The 16,156-nt window shown below is 70.9% G+C and carries 16 protein-coding genes; 4 read left to right on the forward strand and 12 right to left on the reverse strand.

Annotated features, from left to right (window positions below):
- Positions 1-18: 18 nt before the first annotated feature.
- The 6 genes from IM697_RS33785 to IM697_RS33810 form a co-directional block, all read right to left on the reverse strand.
- Positions 19-702 (reverse strand): response regulator, encoded by a 684-nt coding sequence (locus IM697_RS33785; protein ID WP_194039880.1) that lies wholly within the window; start codon positions 700-702, stop codon positions 19-21.
- Positions 699-3,272: a sensor histidine kinase gene (locus tag IM697_RS33790; RefSeq protein ID WP_194039881.1), complete on the reverse strand. Its 2,574-nt coding sequence runs from the start codon at positions 3,270-3,272 to the stop codon at positions 699-701. Before IM697_RS33790 ends, IM697_RS33785 begins: the two co-directional genes overlap by 4 nt.
- 142 nt (positions 3,273-3,414) lie before the next feature.
- Positions 3,415-4,581, reverse strand: coding sequence for an alginate lyase family protein (locus IM697_RS33795; RefSeq protein ID WP_194039882.1), 1,167 nt, complete (start codon positions 4,579-4,581; stop codon positions 3,415-3,417).
- A gap of 159 nt (positions 4,582-4,740) precedes the next feature.
- Positions 4,741-5,499, reverse strand: a complete 759-nt coding sequence (locus IM697_RS33800) for a DUF3710 domain-containing protein (protein ID WP_194039883.1) — start codon at positions 5,497-5,499, stop codon at positions 4,741-4,743.
- Position 5,500: 1 nt separating this feature from the next.
- Positions 5,501-6,052, reverse strand: coding sequence for a dUTP diphosphatase (dut, locus tag IM697_RS33805; protein ID WP_194039884.1), 552 nt, complete (start codon positions 6,050-6,052; stop codon positions 5,501-5,503).
- Entirely contained in the window at positions 6,049-6,633 is a 585-nt protein-coding gene (locus IM697_RS33810; protein WP_194039885.1) for a PaaI family thioesterase, read from the reverse strand. Before IM697_RS33810 ends, dut begins: the two co-directional genes overlap by 4 nt.
- A gap of 58 nt (positions 6,634-6,691) precedes the next feature.
- On the opposite strand from IM697_RS33810, the gene IM697_RS33815 reads away from it, so the two are divergent.
- On the forward strand, positions 6,692-7,153 hold the full coding sequence (locus IM697_RS33815; protein WP_194039886.1) for a DUF3093 domain-containing protein: 462 nt from the start codon (positions 6,692-6,694) through the stop codon (positions 7,151-7,153).
- A gap of 39 nt (positions 7,154-7,192) precedes the next feature.
- Here the strand turns inward: IM697_RS33815 and IM697_RS33820 are convergent, their stop codons facing one another.
- The 4 genes from IM697_RS33820 to IM697_RS33835 form a co-directional block, all read right to left on the reverse strand.
- Positions 7,193-8,119, reverse strand: coding sequence for a hypothetical protein (locus IM697_RS33820; protein ID WP_194039887.1), 927 nt, complete (start codon positions 8,117-8,119; stop codon positions 7,193-7,195).
- Between the two features lie 13 nt (positions 8,120-8,132).
- Positions 8,133-8,429 (reverse strand): DUF4193 domain-containing protein, encoded by a 297-nt coding sequence (locus IM697_RS33825; protein WP_005481602.1) that lies wholly within the window; start codon positions 8,427-8,429, stop codon positions 8,133-8,135.
- A gap of 404 nt (positions 8,430-8,833) precedes the next feature.
- Positions 8,834-10,078, reverse strand: a complete 1,245-nt coding sequence (locus tag IM697_RS33830; protein ID WP_194039888.1) for a sensor histidine kinase — start codon at positions 10,076-10,078, stop codon at positions 8,834-8,836.
- A gap of 6 nt (positions 10,079-10,084) precedes the next feature.
- Positions 10,085-10,738, reverse strand: a complete 654-nt coding sequence (locus IM697_RS33835; RefSeq protein ID WP_007385219.1) for a response regulator transcription factor — start codon at positions 10,736-10,738, stop codon at positions 10,085-10,087.
- 419 nt (positions 10,739-11,157) lie between these two features.
- Here IM697_RS33835 and IM697_RS33840 point away from each other — a divergent pair, with 419 nt between their 5' ends.
- Complete coding sequence (locus tag IM697_RS33840) at positions 11,158-11,331, forward strand: hypothetical protein (RefSeq protein ID WP_194039889.1); 174 nt, start codon at positions 11,158-11,160, stop codon at positions 11,329-11,331.
- 80 nt (positions 11,332-11,411) lie between these two features.
- Here the strand turns inward: IM697_RS33840 and IM697_RS33845 are convergent, their stop codons facing one another.
- Complete coding sequence (locus IM697_RS33845) at positions 11,412-12,227, reverse strand: inositol monophosphatase family protein (protein WP_194039890.1); 816 nt, start codon at positions 12,225-12,227, stop codon at positions 11,412-11,414.
- 8 nt (positions 12,228-12,235) lie between these two features.
- On the reverse strand, positions 12,236-13,363 hold the full coding sequence (locus tag IM697_RS33850; RefSeq protein WP_194039891.1) for a ferrochelatase: 1,128 nt from the start codon (positions 13,361-13,363) through the stop codon (positions 12,236-12,238).
- A 231-nt stretch (positions 13,364-13,594) separates the two neighbouring features.
- On the opposite strand from IM697_RS33850, the gene IM697_RS33855 reads away from it, so the two are divergent.
- Both IM697_RS33855 and IM697_RS33860 read left to right on the forward strand, forming a co-directional pair.
- Positions 13,595-14,833: an MFS transporter gene (locus IM697_RS33855; protein WP_194039892.1), complete on the forward strand. Its 1,239-nt coding sequence runs from the start codon at positions 13,595-13,597 to the stop codon at positions 14,831-14,833.
- Positions 14,793-16,112, forward strand: a complete 1,320-nt coding sequence (locus IM697_RS33860; RefSeq protein ID WP_194039893.1) for a D-arabinono-1,4-lactone oxidase — start codon at positions 14,793-14,795, stop codon at positions 16,110-16,112. Before IM697_RS33855 ends, IM697_RS33860 begins: the two co-directional genes overlap by 41 nt.
- Positions 16,113-16,156 lie beyond the last annotated feature (44 nt).

Here is a 16,156-nt window from a genome sequence, read left to right on the forward strand (position 1 = left end):
CTTGAAGCGTACCGGGCCTCACTTGTCGAACCGATAGCCCATCCCGGGCTCCGTGACGAAGTGCCTGGGGTGGGACGGGTCCGCCTCCAGTTTTCTGCGCAGTTGGGCCATGTAGACCCGCAGATAGTTGGTCTCCGTCCCGTACGAGGGCCCCCACACCTCCTGCAGCAGCTGCTTCTGGCTGACCAGGCGCCCCGTGTTGCGGACCAGCACCTCCAGCAGATGCCATTCGGTGGGCGTGAGCCGTACGTCCTTCCCGCCCCGGTTGACCTTCTTCGCGGCGAGGTCGACGGTGAACGACTCGGTCTCCACCATCACGTCGTCCTCGCCGCCCCCGTTGGGTTCGGCGCGGCGGACGGCGGCCCGCAGCCGGGCCAGCAGCTCGTCCATGCCGAAGGGCTTGGTGACGTAGTCGTCGGCGCCGGCGTCCAGCGCCTCGACCTTCTCGTCGGAGGAGTGCCGGGCGGACAGCACCAGGATCGGCACCCGGGTCCAGCCGCGCAGCCCCCGGATCACCTCGACGCCGTCCATGTCGGGCAGACCGAGGTCGAGGACGACCACGTCGGGGTGGCGGGTGGCGGCGAGTTCGAGGGCGGTGGCCCCGTCGTGGGCCGCGTCGACCTCGTACTTGCGGGCCTTGAGGTTGATCACGAGGGCGCGCACGATCTGCGGCTCGTCGTCGATCACCAGAACCCGGGTCATAGGGTCTGCCTTTCTGCTTCCACGGGGCGCCTCACCGGCACGCCCCCTTCTTCTACAGGCTCCGCGCGCGATTGTGCCGCCCGCAGGGTGAGCACCATGGTGAGGCCTCCGCCGGGGGTGTCCTCGGCGTTGAGGGTGCCGCCCATGGCCTCGGCGAAGCCGCGGGCGACGGCCAGGCCGAGCCCGACTCCCGCGCCGCGCGGGGCGTCGCCGTAGCGCTGGAAGGGCGCGAAGATGCGCTCCTTGGCCTCGTCCGGGACGCCGGGCCCGCGGTCGACCACCCGGACCTCCACCCGCTCGGCGATGGCGCTGGCGGACACCAGGACCCGGCTGTCGTCCGGGCTGTACTTGACGGCGTTCTCGACCAGGTTGGCCACCGACCGCTCCAGCAGCCCGGGGTCCACGGCGACCATGGGCAGCGTCTCCGGAATGTCCAGTTCCACGCTGTCCTCGGGCACCCCGCCCAGCGCCATCGGCACCACCTCGTCGAGGTCGATCTCCCTGATCAGCGGGGTGACCGTGCCGGTCTGGAGGCGGGACATGTCCAGCAGGTTCCCGACCAGGTGGTCCAGCCGGTCCGCGCCCTCCTCGATGCCCTCCAGCAGTTCGGCCTCGTCCTCCTCGGACCACGCCACGTCATCGGAGCGCAGCGAGGAGACGGACGCCTTGATGCTCGCGAGCGGAGTACGCAGGTCATGGCTGACGGCGGCGAGCAGCGCCGTGCGGATGCGGTTGCCCTCGGCCAGTTCCTTGGCCTGGTCGGCCTCGCGCTGGAGGCGCTGGCGGTCCAGGACGACGGCGGCCTGGGCGGCGAAGGCGGCGAGCACCCGGCGGTCCTCGGCGGGCAGCACCCGGCCGGTCAGGGCGAGTGCCATGTGGTCGCCGACCGGTACGTCGACGTCCGCGTCCTCGGGCCGTGCCGGTGCCGCTCCCCCGCCCACGCTGCCCGCGCAGGTCCACGGGTCGATGTCGCCCGCCCGCTCCAGCAGGGCCGCCGACTCCATGCCGAAGGTCTCACGGACCCGCTCCAGCAGTTCCTCCAGGCCGGTCTCGCCGCGCAGCACGTTCCCGGCGAGGAAGGACAGGATCTCGGACTCGGCGCGCAGCCGGGCCGCCTGGTGGGTGCGGCGGGCGGCGAGGTCGACCACGGAGGCGACGGCCACCGCCACGAAGACGAAGATGACGAGCGCGAGCAGGTTCTTGGGGTCGGCGATCGTGACGCGGTGCAGCGGCGGGGTGAAGAACCAGTTCAGCAGCATCGAGCCGACCGCCGCCGAGGCCAGCGCGGGGAGGAGCCCGCCGAGCAGGGCCGCCGCCACGGTCAGGGTCAGGAACAGCAGCATGTCGTTCGCCAGCCCGAGGTCGGCGTCGACGTGGGTCAGCAGCAGCGTGAGCAGCGTCGGTCCGCCGACGCCGACGAGCCAGCCCGCGAGGATCCGGGGCCGGCCGAGGCGCGCTCCGCGGGCCACGGGCAGTCCACGCCCCTTGGCGGCCTCCTCGTGGGTGACGATGTGCACGTCGAGGTCGGGGCCGGACTCGCGGGCCACCGTGGCGCCGACGCCGGGTCCGAAGACGTACTGCCAGCTCCGGCGGCGCGAGGAGCCGAGCACTATCTGGGTGGCGTTCGCCCCGCGCGCGAAGGCCAGCAGCGCGGCCGGGATGTCGTCGCCGACGACGTGGTGGAAGGTGCCGCCGAGGTCCTCGACGAGCGTGCGCTGGACGGCGAGTTCCTTCGGCGAGGCGGACGTCAGCCCGTCGCTGCGGGCGATGTAGACGGCGAGCACCTCGCCGCCGGCGCCCTTCTCCGCGAGCCGCGCGGCCCGGCGGATCAGCGTGCGCCCCTCGGGACCGCCGGTCAGCCCGACCACGATCCGCTCCCGTGAGCCCCAGATCTTCGAGACCCGGTGATCGCTGCGGTACTGCTGGAGGTACTCGCCGACCCGGTCCGCCACCCACAGCAGCGCCAGCTCGCGCAGGGCGGTCAGGTTCCCGGGGCGGAAGTAGTTCGACAGGGCCGCGTCGACCTTGTCCGGCTGGTAGATGTTGCCGTGCGCCATGCGGCGGCGCAGCGCCTGCGGCGACATGTCGACAAGCTCGACCTGATCGGCGCGCCGCACCACCTCGTCCGGCACGGTCTCCTGCTGCCGTACGCCGGTGATGGACTCCACGACATCGCCCAGCGACTCCAGATGCTGGATGTTGACGGTCGAGATGACGTCGATCCCGGCCGCCAGCAGTTCCTCCACGTCCTGCCAGCGCTTGGCGTTGCGGGAGCCGGGGACGTTGGTGTGGGCGAGTTCGTCGACGAGGGCGACCTGTGGGCGCCGTGCCAGGACGGCGTCGACGTCCATCTCGGTGAAGGCGCTTCCGCGGTACTCCAGCCGTCTGCGCCGTATCTGCTCCAGGCCGTGCAGCATCACCTCGGTGCGCGGCCGGTCGTGGTGCTCCACGAACGCGACGACGCAGTCGGTGCCCCGCTCGATCCGCCGGTGCGCCTCGGACAGCATCGCGTACGTCTTGCCGACGCCCGGTGCCGCACCGAGATGGATCCGAAGCCTGCCGCGTCCCATGGTCCCCATTGTGTTCCGGTCACTGCTGCCTACTCAGCGTCGACCCTACGGCCAATATTCGCGACAAATGGGGCCGGGCGGGGTGGCGGGGGCGTCTTTGACGCGACTCTGACGCTCCCCGCCGTCATGTCGTGCGGGCTCGTCAGCCGGGGTTGTCGCCGTGCGTGAGGGTCTCCCAGGCCACGAAGAGGTTGTTGCTGCCGGCCGGGCGGCCCCGCTCGGTCAGTGCCCGGGTGTTGGTCATCGGGATGCCGAGGCGGTTGCGCAGGGCGTTGTGGCTGACCTCGGTGACCGGGCCGAGGCCGAGCTTGAGCGAGCCGCCGCACAGCCAGCTCGGGGCGGCCGTGCCGAGCTGGTACTTCGCCTGGAACCCGAGCGCGTGCCGCAGCCGCTCGCCGATGTCGGTGCCGTACAGGTCCTGGCCCTGGATGCGGCTGGTCTCGGCGACGTGCGAGATCGCGGAGATGCCGTAGCCGGTGTGGGTGAAGTCGCGGCAGGTCTCCTGGGTGAGGCCGGTGACGAAGGTGCCCTGTCCCTGCCAGTAGTTGACGATCTTCTCGCGGGTGTCGAGGTTCTGGCTCGGCACCGTCCTGGGCAGGTCGCCGTCGGAGGACAGATAGACGTAGGCGGCGGCGCGGGTGCGGAACTTTGCCATGGCCTTGTCGTACGACGCCTTGTCCTCCAGCAAGACCGAGATGCCGACGGCGGCCTCCATCATCGACAGCTCCCAGTTGCCGTTGGAGTTCGAGCCGTTGATGATCTCGGACAGATAGACGGTGCGCAGCATGGTGGCGAACCGGCCGGAGTTGGCCCAGCTCCCGCTGTACGTGTACTTGATGATCTCGGCGGCCTTGGGCCAGGAGGAGCCGGCCCAGCCCGTCTGGAGGGGCGCGTTGCTGTTGGTGTGGTCCCTGATCACCGCGGACCAGGCGTCCATCAGCGCGATGGCCTTCTTCGCGTGCCGCTCGTCGCGGGTGATGTACCAGGCCAGGGCCTGGGTGTAGGCGGCCATCGCATCCTCGCGCTCGTCGGTGCAGCCGTAGTTGGGGTTCGAGTAGGAGCCGCACTCGACGACCGCACGGGGCTTGGGGGTGCGGTTCAGATCGGCGTACTTGCTCCCCATCATCTGGTCGAAGGCGCCTTTCCAGGGCTGGGCGCCGGCGTTGACCTTGGCGCGGGTGAAGTCCAACTGCCCCTTGGAGACGGTGACTCCGGGGTGGGTGAAGGTGCCGGGCGCGGCGCCGGCGGGCCAGGCGACGACACCGGCGACGAGGGCGGCCGTGGCTGCGAGGAGTGCGGTTCTGCGCATGTGTGGGGGGCCTTCCGTTCTCGTATGTGAACGTGAAGCGCCTTTATGAACAGACGCGTTGGCCGGAGACGGTAGGTACAGACCAATACGCCGTCAAGAGTCCACGCACGAGAAAGGGCCGCACCCCTGAGGGGTACGGCCCTGGTGTCTCCGCGGTGCTCAGCGCACCTCAGTGATCTCCGGTCCGCGCTGGAGCTGGCCCATGCCGCCGGAGAAGCGCGATCCGGCCTCCTCCTGCTGGACGCCCTCCGGAACCATCTGGGCGTCGTTCGGCAGCTTCAGGACGATCGGGTCGCGCGGGGCCATCGGCCCCTCGCCACGGACCACGACCGTGTCCCGGAAGATCTGCTCGAGCAGACCGGCCGCCTGCGGCTGCACGGCGCCCTGGCCCGAGATCACACCGCGCAGGAACCAGCGGGGCCCGTCCACTCCGACGAACCGCACGACCTGGAAACCGCCCGTGCCGTCCGGGAGTTGCACCGGCACCTGGGCCCTCAGCTCCCAGCCGAGCGGGCCCTCGACCTCGTCGATGATGCCGCCCTGCTGGGTGATCCCGGAGCCGATCTCCTCGCGTACCTCGCTCCAGATGCCCTCGCGCTTGGGCGCGGCGAAGGCCTGGAGCTGGATGGCGCTGTCGCGCAGCACGACGGTCGCCGCGACGATCGCGTCGCCCGCGACCTCCACGCGCAGCTCCATGCCGTCGACGCCGGGCACGAGCATGCCTCCCAGGTCCACCCGGCCCTCGCCGGGCTCACGGACCTCGGAGCTGTCCCACGGGCCGTCGGGCCGCGGTTCCGGCTCCAGCCGTACGCGCTCATGCGTGCCGTCGTCGTCCGCCTCAGAGTCGATGTCGACGACCTGCTCGGGCTCGCCGGCCGCGTCCTCGGCGGCACCCTTCTTCTTGCGACGTCCGAACACGTCACTGTCCTTCCCGGTCGGATACGACCGAAGCGTATCGATTCCCACCCGCCCGGCCGCCGTCGGCGGCCTGACCGTCTGTATCGCTTGTGCCGTCCACCGCGGCATGCCCGCCGGTGGACCCGAAGCCCCCCTCGGCCCGTGCCGAATCGGGAAGCTCCGCGACCTCCTGGAAGCGAACCCTCTCGACCTGCTGGACGACCAGTTGGGCAATCCGGTCGAAGCGCTCGAACCGCACGCTCTCACGCGGGTCGAGATTCACCACGATCACCTTGATCTCCCCACGGTACCCGGCATCAACCGTCCCCGGGGCATTCACGAGGGCGACACCGAGACGGGCGGCGAGACCGGAACGCGGGTGCACGAAGGCCGCGTACCCCTCCGGGAGGGCGATCGACACCCCGGTGGGCAGGACGGCCCGCTCCCCCGGCTTCAGTTCGTGGCCCCGAGTGGTGCGCAGATCGGCTCCCGCGTCGCCGGGTTGCGCGTACGTCGGAAGCGGTACGTCCGGATCGACACGCCGGATCAGCACGTTCAGGGGATCACGGCTCACGGGTTCACCTCGAAGGCTCGGGCACGCCGCACCTGGTCCGGGTCGCTCATGGCGGCCCGGATCTCCTGCGGGCGGCCGTTGTCGATGAAGTGGTCGACCTTGACCTCGATGAAGAGGGCGTCGGCACGGACCGCGACGGGCCCCTCGGGGCCGCCGATCCGCCCGGTGGCCCGGGAGAAGATCTTGCGCCCCGCCACCGCCGTCACCTCCGCCTCGAGGTGCAGGACCGTGCCCACCGGAACCGGCCGCACGAAGTCGGTCTCCAGCCGCCCGGTCACCGCGATGGTGCGCAGCAGCCAGTTGAGCGAGCCGAGGGTCTCGTCGAGGGCGGTCGCGAGCACACCCCCGTGCGCCAGCCCGGGCGCGCCCTGGTGGGCGGGCTGCACGGTGAACTCGGCGGTGATGCTCACACCGTCCCCCGCCCGCGCCTCCAGGTGCAGCCCGTGGGGCTGCTCGCCGCCACAGCCGAAACACTCGCCGTAGTGCGCCCCTAGCACCTCACCGGGCGCGGGAGCATCCGGATGCCGCACCGGTTTCACGGCGTCGGCCGGAGGCTGAAGAGCTGCTGAAGTACCTCTCACAGCCGCAGACCTTACCCGCGCGTCGGGGCAGTCCGGACACCGTGCCAAGCTTGGCTCCATGCAGCTCTCCGCCGCCCCGTTCGAAGAACGCCTCACGGCCCCCCGCTCCTGGTGGCTGATCTCGTTCCTGGTCGGGCTCTCCCTGGCCCTGATCCTCCTGCCGTTCGGCACGCTGCCCATGCTCGCGGGCCTGGCCGGCGGCACCGCGGCGGCGGCCGTCATGGCCAGTTCGTACGGCTCCGTCCGCATTCGCGTGGTGGGCGACTCGCTGATCGCGGGCGACGCGAAGGTCCCGGTGCGGGCGCTGGGCGAGGCGCATGTCCTGGACCCGGAGGAGGCCCGCGCCTGGCGCACCCACAAGGCCGACACCCGGGCCTTCCTGCTGCTGCGCGCCTACATCCCCACGGCCCTGCGCGTGGAGGTCACGGACCCCGAGGACCCGACGCCGTACCTGTATCTGTCGACCCGTGAGCCGGAGCGCCTGGCGGAGGCGATCAGGGCCGCCAAGGCCTCGGCCTAGCACACAAGATCGGGCCGTCACCGGCCCGTGCCGGGCGACTCAGCCGCCCCCGAGCTCCTTGCGCCAGTGGCTGCGCGCGGCGTCGTCCATCGGCAGCGGCTCGGCCGGGCGCTCCAGCGGCGGAAGCTGCGCCAACTCCTCCCACGGCACCTGGATCCTGCGCAGGTCGGCGCGGATCCGCGCGGCGAGTCTCTTGGTGTCCCGCCGGTTCATGGCCGCGCCCACGGCGGCGCCCACCAGGAAGGGCATCAGGTTCGGCAGGTTGCGCACCATGCGCTTCATGATCTGCTGACGCAGCTCACGCTTCATCTGCCCGCCGAGAGCGGCGTTGACCGTCACGGGCTTCAGGGGGTCGATGCCGCGCTCCTCGGTCCACGAGGACAGATACGCGGTGCTGCGGGCACGCAGATTGCCGGGCGGGCGTACGCCGTAGACCTCGTGCAGTTCGGCGATCAGCTTCATCTCGATCGCCGCCACGCCGGTGATCTCGGCGGCCAGTTCGGTCGGCATCGCGGGCGGCACCGGCAGCATCGCCGCGGCGCCCACTCCGGCGCCCACCGTGGAACTCGCGTTCGCCGCGCCCGCGACGAGTTTGTCCGCGAGCTGTTCGGGCCCGAGGCCCGGGAACTGTCGGCGAAGGGTCGCGAGGTCGCGTACGGGGATACGCGGGGCGTTCTCGATGATCCGGTCGGCCAGGTACCCGAGACCCGCCCTGGCGGCGCTGCCGCCCTTACGGACGCCTTCTCTGGCCCTGTGCCGGATCACCGCGACCCTGCGCCTGGCCACGGGCGCGGGAACCTCGGCCGACGCCGGGAGGTCAGCTCCGGACATCGGTTCGAGCGAGGCTCCCTCACCGGATGAGCCCCGCTCGTCGTCACGCGCGCCGTACGGGCCGTCGGACGGCCCCTGGTCCGCTGTCCGCCCGCGGCGGAAGCGGCGCTTCCGAGGAGGGGTCGAGCCAGTCATGCCCGACCCGACCTCAGTCGCAGTCGCGGCAGATCGGCTGACCGTTCTTCTCCCGGGCCAGCTGGCTGCGGTGGTGCACCAGGAAGCAGCTCATGCAGGTGAACTCGTCCTGCTGCTTCGGCAGCACCCGGACGGCCAGCTCCTCATTGGAGAGGTCGGCGCCGGGCAGTTCCAGGCCCTCGGCGGCCTCGAACTCGTCGACGTCCACAGCGGACGTCGACTTGTCGTTCCGCCGGGCCTTCAGTTCTTCAAGGCTGTCCGAGTCGACGTCGTCGTCGGTCTTGCGTGGGGTGTCGTAATCCGTTGCCATGTCGCTCTCCCCCTCTGGGTGTCTGCGGTGTCTCCAGCGCACGTAACGCGTGAGAGGCCGGACTTGTGCCCGACCCGAGGCGGAGATTTTGCCTCACATCAAGGTCTGTTACTCAATCGACACCCAAGCGAACTCCTCAAGAGTGATCGGCTTGGATGGCGAACGGGACCGTACACGGTCCTAATGCCGCAGTTCAAAGGCGTCTCACCGTGTACTTCCCGTGATCAAGACCCTCGAAAACCCGGATTTTCCCGGCTTTCCGACCGGCCTCATGATCACGGAGAGTAGATGGCCGGAAATTCGCCCCTGTGATCGATCACACACGGGAACACGCACGGCGCGTGGAGAAAATTCCGCTCAAAGCGAACATCCCCGTGCGGCGGCGGGTGTCGGCGCACATGATCTCAGACCGGGAAGGTGACTCGCATCACGAGCCCACCTCCCTCGCGCGGCTCCGCCGAGATGTGCCCGCCGTGCGCCCGCACCACGGACCGCACGATGGACAGCCCGAGGCCGACGCCCTTGTCGCTGCCGGTTCGCTCCGTACGCAGCCGTCTGAACGGCTCGAAGAGGTTGTCGATCTCGTACGCCGGCACCACCGGCCCGGTGTTCGAGACGACCAGGACCGCCTGGCCGTGCTGGACATCGGTGATGACCTCGACCCAACCGTCCTCCGGAACGTTGTACCGGACGGCGTTCTGCACCAGGTTCAGGGCGATGCGCTCCAGCAGGACGCCGTTGCCCTGGACCACCGCGGGCTTCTGCTCGCCGCGGATCACCACGCCCTTGGCCTCCGCCTCGGCGTGCACCTGGTCGACGGCCTGCTCGGCGACCTCGGCGAGGTCGACCGGTTTGCGCTCGACGATCTGGTTGTCGCTGCGGGCGAGCAGCAGCAGGCCCTCCACGAGCTGCTCGCTGCGCTCGTTGGTGGCCAGCAGCGTCTTGCCCAGCTGCTGGAGCTCCACCGGCGCCGTCGGGTCGGAGAGGTGCACCTCGAGGAGGGTGCGGTTGATCGCCAGCGGTGTTCGCAACTCGTGCGAGGCGTTGCCGACGAAGCGCTGCTGGGCGGTGAAGGCGCGCTGCAGCCGCTCCAGCATCTCGTCGAAGGTGTCGGCCAGTTCCTTCAGCTCGTCGTCCGGGCCGTCCAGCTCGATCCGGCGGGACAGGTCCGAGCCCGCCACCGCGCGTGCGGTGCGGGTGATCCGGCCCAGCGGCGACAGCACCCGGCCGGCCATGGCGTAGCCGAAGGCGAAGGCGATGATCGCGAGGCCGAGCAGGGCGAGCAGGGAGCGGCTGAGGAGATCATCCAGCGCGACCCGGCGCTGGCTGTCGATGCAGGCGCTGATCGCCTCATTGAACTCGGAGATCGTGAGGCCCGGCTTGATCCCGGGGCAGTTGTCGCTGCTGACCTGGAGTTCCCTGAAGCTCACGATCTTGAACAGGGGCTCGTTGCCCGTGTTGATCGCCTGCGCGGCCAGCAGATAGATGATCGACAGCAGCAGGATCCCGGCGATCAGGAACATGCCGCCGTACAGCAGCGTGAGCCTTATGCGGATGGTCGGGCGCAGCCACGGGAAGGGCGGCTCCGCTCTCCGGGGGTCCCACGTGGGCTTGGGGGGCGCCTGGGGAGGCGCGGGGGTTGCGGCCATGGTCGATCAGATCCGGTAGCCGGAGCCGGGCACGGTGACGATCACCGGCGGTTCGCCCAGCTTGCGGCGCAGCGTCATGACGGTCACCCGCACCACGTTGGTGAACGGGTCGGTGTTCTCGTCCCAGGCCTTCTCCAGGAGCTGCTCGGCGGAGACGACCGCGCCCTCGCTGCGCATCAGCACCTCCAGGACGGCGAACTCCTTCGGCGCGAGCTGCACCTCCTTGCCGTCCCGGAAGACCTCGCGGCGGTTGGGGTCGAGCTTGATGCCGGCGCGCTCCAGGACGGGCGGCAGCGGCACGCTGGTACGGCGGCCCAGGGCACGCACGCGGGCCGTCAGCTCGCTGAAGGCGAAGGGCTTGGGGAGGTAGTCGTCGGCGCCGATCTCCAGTCCCTCGACCCGGTCGCTGACGTCGCCGGAGGCCGTGAGCATCAGCACGCGCGTGGGCATGCCGAGCTCGACGATCTTGCGGCAGACGTCGTCGCCGTGCACCAGCGGGAGGTCGCGGTCGAGGACGACCACGTCGTAGTCGTTGACGCCGATGCGCTCCAGGGCGGCCGCACCGTCGTACACGACGTCGACGGCCATGGCCTCCCGGCGCAGTCCGGTGGCCACCGCATCGGCGAGCAGTTGCTCGTCCTCGACGACGAGTACGCGCACGTCGCTTGTCCTTCCATCTGTCCACCCGCGTAGCGCTCGAGTCGCGCGCGGGCAGGGGTCTCTGTTGGGTGTCTTGGCCTCCATCCTGCCCTTTTCGGCCATAAGTCGGCGGTAAGACGGGTGAGGGGGCCCTGAAGGACGGGTGTGAAGCCCGGGAATGCGAGATTTTCTCGTGGGGTTGAGGTTTCCGTCGGAAGGAGCGGGGGGAGGACGGCATGTACACCCCGCGATCACGCTCTGCTTGTACCGCACCACCATGCGGTACGAGGCGATCCGCTTTCCGCAGAGCGGGTGTGGGTGTCCGGCACCGTCGCCGCCCGGCACGGGCAGCGCTGGGCACCTACTGGAGACGTGATCGCCCCTTCCGAACGGCACACCCCCGTGCCACCGACCCACGACCCAGGACGAGGGGGCGCAGCATGGACGCATTCACCGCAGGACTTCTGCAGCGCATAAAGGCGACCGAGTCCGACCTTACGCGGGCTCGTGACGAGGGCGACGACTTCCTCGTCGAGGTGGAGCAGGGCGAGCTCGACGACCTGCGCCGTCTCGCCGCCGAGCATGGTGTGGAAGTCGGCGCGACCAGCGTCTGACCGGCTTGCAGCAACGACAGCGGGCCCCCGGCGAATCCAGCGCCGGGGGCCCGCTGCCGTCCGCGTCAGTCGTGCCCCCGTCAGTCGTGCCAGGCGCCGAAGTCCTCCAGGAGCTGCTGGAGGGGCTCGAAGACGCCCGGTGTCGCCGCCACCGTCAGGTCACGTGACGGCCGCTGCCCGGGCCGCCCACCGGTCAGCGCGCCCGCCTCCCGGGCGATCAGGTCCCCCGCGGCGAAGTCCCAGGCGTTGAGCCCTCGCTCGTAGTAGCCGTCCAGGCGCCCCGCGGCCAGGTCGCACAGGTCGATCGCGGCCGAGCCGCCGCGCCGGATGTCGCGCAGGAGCGGGATCAGCCGCCGGGCGACGTCGGCCTGGTGGGTGCGGACCTCGGTGACGTAGTTGAACCCGGTCGAGACCAGGGACTGCTCGAGCGGGGCCGTCGGGCGGCAGGTGAGCCTGCGCTCGCCGTCCCAGGACCCGGTCGCCCGGGCGCCCGCGCCGCGGACCGCGTGGAACGTCTCGCCGCGCATGGGGACCGCCACCACCCCCACCACCGTCTCGCCGTCCTGCTCGGCGGCGATGGAGACGGACCAGGTCGGCAGCCCGTAGAGGTAGTTGACCGTGCCGTCCAGGGGGTCGATCACCCAGCGGACGCCGCTCGTGCCCTCGGTGGCGGCGCCCTCCTCGCCGAGGAAGCCGTCCTCGGGGCGGTGCTCGGAGATCAGGTTCGTGATCAGCTTCTCCGCCGCGATGTCCATCTCGGTGACCACGTCGATCGGGCTCGACTTGGTCGCCGCGACGGCCAGGTCGGCCGGGCGGCCGTCGCGCAGGAGCTCGCCCGCGCGACGGGCCGCCTCGCGGGCCAGGGTGAGCAGTTCCGTGTGCGGGGCGTCGGTCACGGGGCTCCTCATGCGTAGGGGCTGTCGGCGCCCGCCGCGGCGGGCCTGGGCGCGCGGGCGGGACAGCAGCCCACCGGGCAGAGGTCGTGGCTCGCGCCGAGCGCGCCGAGGGCGCACGGCGTGACCTCCTGCGCGCGCTCCACGGCGGCGCGCTCCAGGACGAGCTCGCGGATCGCGGCGGCGAAGCGCGGGTCGTCCCCGACGGTGGCCGAGCGCCGCATCGGCAGACCCAGCTCCTCCGCCTTGGCCTTGGCCTCCGTGTCGAGGTCGTAGAGGACCTCCATGTGGTCGGAGACGAAGCCGATGGGGGCGATCACGACCGCCGGGGCGCCGGCCTCGTGCCGCTCCTGAAGGTGGTCGCAGATGTCGGGCTCCAGCCACGGGATGTGCGGGGCGCCGGAGCGGGACTGGTAGACGAGCTGCCAGGGGTGGTCCACGCCGGTGCGCTCGCGGACGGCGTCGGCGATCAGCCGGGCGACGTCCAGGTGCTGGGCGACGTACGCGCCGCCGTCGCCATGGCCCTCGACGGGGCCGGAGGTGTCGGCGGAGGCGTTCGGGATCGAGTGGGTCGAGAACGCGATGTGGGCGCCGCCCCGGACGTCCTCGGGCAGGTCGGCGAGGGACTGGAGCACCCCGTCGATCATGGGTTCCAGGAAGCCGGGGTGGTTGAAGTAGTGCCGCAGCTTGTCGATCTTCAGCAGCTGAAGGCCCTCGGCCTCCAGGGCGGCCAGCGAGTCGGCGAGGTTCTCGCGGTACTGGCGGCAGCCCGAGTAGGAGGCGTAGGCGCTGGTGGCGAGGACGAGGATGCGGCGGTGGCCGTCGGCGACCATCTCGCGCAGCGTGTCCGTCAGGTACGGCGCCCAGTTGCGGTTGCCCCAGTAGATCGGCAGATCCAGGCCGTGGTCGGCGAAGTCCTTGCGCAGGGCGTCGAGCAGGGCGCGGTTCTGGTCGTTGATGGGGCTGACGCCGCCGAACAGGAAGTAGTGCTCGCCGACTTCCTTCAGGCGCTCGGTGGGGATGCCCCGCCCGCGGGTGACGTTCTCCAGGAACGGGATCACGTCGTCCGGGCCCTCGGGGCCGCCGAAGGAGAGCAGGAGCAGGGCGTCGTAGGGGTGGGCATCGCGCGCGTCTGGCATGGGTCGATCCTGTCATCCGGTACTGACAGCCGGGAAACGGTGGGGTGACCACCCGGGTTCCCGGTGCGTCCGGGTACCGGGTTCCGGTGCGTCCGGGCACCGGGTTCCGGTGCGTCCGGGCGGGTGCGTTAGGGTCACCTAACTCGTAAGCTGTATCGGCCCTTCACACGCCTTACGGCAACGCCCCGCGCCCTTACCGGCCCCGCTGCTTCCGCCCGACCGGAGTCCCCCGTGCCCAGCCCCTACCGCGCCCTGTTCGCCGCCCCCGGCGCCAAGGCCTTCTCCGCCGCCGGCTTCCTCGGCCGGATGCCGCTGTCGATGATGGGCATCGGCGTGGTGACCATGGTCTCCCAGCTCACCGGGAGGTACGGCCTCGCCGGTGCCCTGTCGGCCACCATCGCGCTGTCCGCCGCGGTGGCGGGGCCCCAGGTCTCGCGGCTGGTCGACCGGTACGGGCAGCGGCGGGTGCTGCGGCCGGCGACGCTGATCTCGCTCACGGCGGGGGCCCTGCTGCTGTTCGCCGCGCACTACCGGTGGCCGGACTGGGTGCTGTTCGTGGCCTGCGTCGGCATCGGGTGCGTGCCGAGCGTCGGGGCGATGATCCGGGCCCGCTGGGCCGCGCTGTACCGGGGGACGCCCCGGCTGCACACCGCGTACTCCTTCGAGTCCGTGATCGACGAGGTGTGCTTCATCTTCGGGCCGATCATCTCCATCGGCCTGTCCACGGCCTGGTTCCCGGAGGCCGGGCCGCTGCTCGCCGGCTGCTTCCTGGCGGTCGGTGTCTTCTGGCTGACCGCGCAGCGGGCCACCGAGCCCGCGCCGCATCCGCGTGAGCAGCACGGCGGCGGCTCGGCCCTGCGCTCCGCCGGACTCCAGGTCCTGGTGGCCACGTTCGTGGCGACCGGAGCGATCTTCGGCGCCGTCGACGTGGTCACCGTGGCCTTCGCCGACGAGCAGGGTCACAAGGGCGCCGCGAGCGTGGTCCTCGCCCTGTACGCGGCGGGCTCCTGCGCGGCGGGGGCGGTGTTCGGGCTGTTGCGCTTCAGCGGGGCGCCCGAACGCCGTTGGCTGCTGGGCGTATGCGCGATGGCCGTGAGTATGATCCCCCTCCTACTGGTCGGAAACTTGCCGTTTCTGGCCGTGGCGCTGTTCGTTTCGGGCATGGCCGTCGCTCCCACGATGATCACCACCATGTCCCTGATCGAAGAGCACGTACCACGCGCGCAACTGACCGAGGGCATGACCTGGGTGAGCACCGGACTCGCGGTCGGGGTCGCGCTCGGCTCCTCCATGGCCGGCTGGGTGATCGACGCGGCCGGCGCGGACGCCGGGTACGGGGTTCCGGCGGTGTCCGGGGCCGTCGCGGTCGCGGTCGGTTTCCTGGGGTACCGCCGGCTCAGCAGGCCGGCTCCGCGTCGGGGAGGCACCGTTGAGCAGCACAGCGAGCGGCAGGAACGGCACGTGGCGTAACTGGGGCGGCAATGTCGCCGCGCGCCCCGCGCGGGAGGTCACGCCGGCCTCCGTCGAGGAGCTGTCGGCGGCGATAGGCCGGGCCGCCGAGGACGGCCTGAAGGTGAAGGCGGTCGGCAGCGGGCACTCCTTCACGTCCATAGCCGCCACCGACGGTGTGTTGATCCGCCCTCAACTGTTGACCGGCATCCGCGACATCGACCGTGACGCCATGACCGTCACGGTCGAGGCCGGCACCCCGCTCAAGCGGCTCAACCTGGCCCTGGCGCGCGAGGGCCTGTCGCTCACGAACATGGGCGACATCATGGAGCAGACGGTCTCCGGCGCCGCCAGCACCGGCACCCACGGCACCGGCCGCGACTCGGGCTCGATCGCCGCCCAGATCAAGGGACTGGAGCTGGTCACCGCCGACGGCTCGGTGCTCGCCTGCTCCGAGAAGGAGAACCCGGAGGTCTTCGCGGCCGCCCGCATCGGCCTCGGGGCCCTGGGCGTCGTCACCGCGGTCACCTTCGCCGTGGAGCCCGTCTTCCTGCTCACCGCGCGCGAGGAGCCGATGCCGTTCGCTCGGGTCCTGGCGGAGTTCGACGAACTGTGGGCCGAGAACGAGCACTTCGAGTTCTACTGGTTCCCGCACACCGGCAGCACCAACACCAAGCGCAACAACCGCAGCGCGGGCCCGGAGAAGCCGGTGGGGCGGCTCGCGGGCTGGGTCGAGGACGAGTTGCTCTCCAACGGCGTCTTCCAGGTGGCCCAGTGGGTCGGCCGCGCGGCGCCGGCCACGATCCCCACCATCGCCCGGATCTCCAGCAGGGCCCTGTCCGCGCGGACCTACACCGACATCCCCTACAAGGTCTTCACATCACCGCGTCGGGTGCGCTTCGTGGAGATGGAGTACGCCGTCGCGCGCGAGGCCGTCGTCGACGTGCTGCGCGAGCTGAAGACCATGGTCGACCGCTCCGGCCTGCGGGTCAGCTTCCCCATCGAGGTGCGCACCGCTCCCGCCGACGACATCACGCTGTCCACCGCCTCGGGCCGCGACAGCGCCTACATCGCCGTTCACATGGCCAAGGGCACTCCGTACCAGCGCTACTTCACCGCCGCCGAGCGCATTTTCACGGCGCACGAGGGGCGCCCACACTGGGGCAAGGTGCACACGCGCGACGCCGAGTACTTCGCGCACGTCTATCCGCGCTTCGGCGAGTTCACCGCGCTGCGCGACCGTCTCGACCCAGACCGCCTGTTCCAGAACGACTACCTGCGCAGGGTGTTGGGGGCGTAGCCTCCGACCGGCTCGAACCAACTCCCGGCACGGGGTCCGTTTCT

The sequence above is a fragment of the Streptomyces ferrugineus genome (assembly GCF_015160855.1).
GTDB classification, from domain to species: domain Bacteria; phylum Actinomycetota; class Actinomycetes; order Streptomycetales; family Streptomycetaceae; genus Streptomyces; species Streptomyces ferrugineus.

Bases quoted from the DNA above. Each gene is read 5' to 3' on its own strand.
- IM697_RS33785 (WP_194039880.1), bottom strand. From the start codon at position 702: ATGACCCGGGTTCTGGTGATCGACGACGAGCCGCAGATCGTGCGCGCC.
- IM697_RS33790 (WP_194039881.1), bottom strand. From the start codon at position 3,272: ATGGGACGCGGCAGGCTTCGGATCCATCTCGGTGCGGCACCGGGCGTC.
- IM697_RS33795 (WP_194039882.1), bottom strand. From the start codon at position 4,581: ATGCGCAGAACCGCACTCCTCGCAGCCACGGCCGCCCTCGTCGCCGGT.
- IM697_RS33815 (WP_194039886.1), top strand. From the start codon at position 6,692: ATGCAGCTCTCCGCCGCCCCGTTCGAAGAACGCCTCACGGCCCCCCGC.
- IM697_RS33820 (WP_194039887.1), bottom strand. From the start codon at position 8,119: ATGACTGGCTCGACCCCTCCTCGGAAGCGCCGCTTCCGCCGCGGGCGG.
- IM697_RS33825 (WP_005481602.1), bottom strand. From the start codon at position 8,429: ATGGCAACGGATTACGACACCCCACGCAAGACCGACGACGACGTCGAC.
- IM697_RS33830 (WP_194039888.1), bottom strand. From the start codon at position 10,078: ATGGCCGCAACCCCCGCGCCTCCCCAGGCGCCCCCCAAGCCCACGTGG.
- IM697_RS33840 (WP_194039889.1), top strand. From the start codon at position 11,158: ATGGACGCATTCACCGCAGGACTTCTGCAGCGCATAAAGGCGACCGAG.
- IM697_RS33850 (WP_194039891.1), bottom strand. From the start codon at position 13,363: ATGCCAGACGCGCGCGATGCCCACCCCTACGACGCCCTGCTCCTGCTC.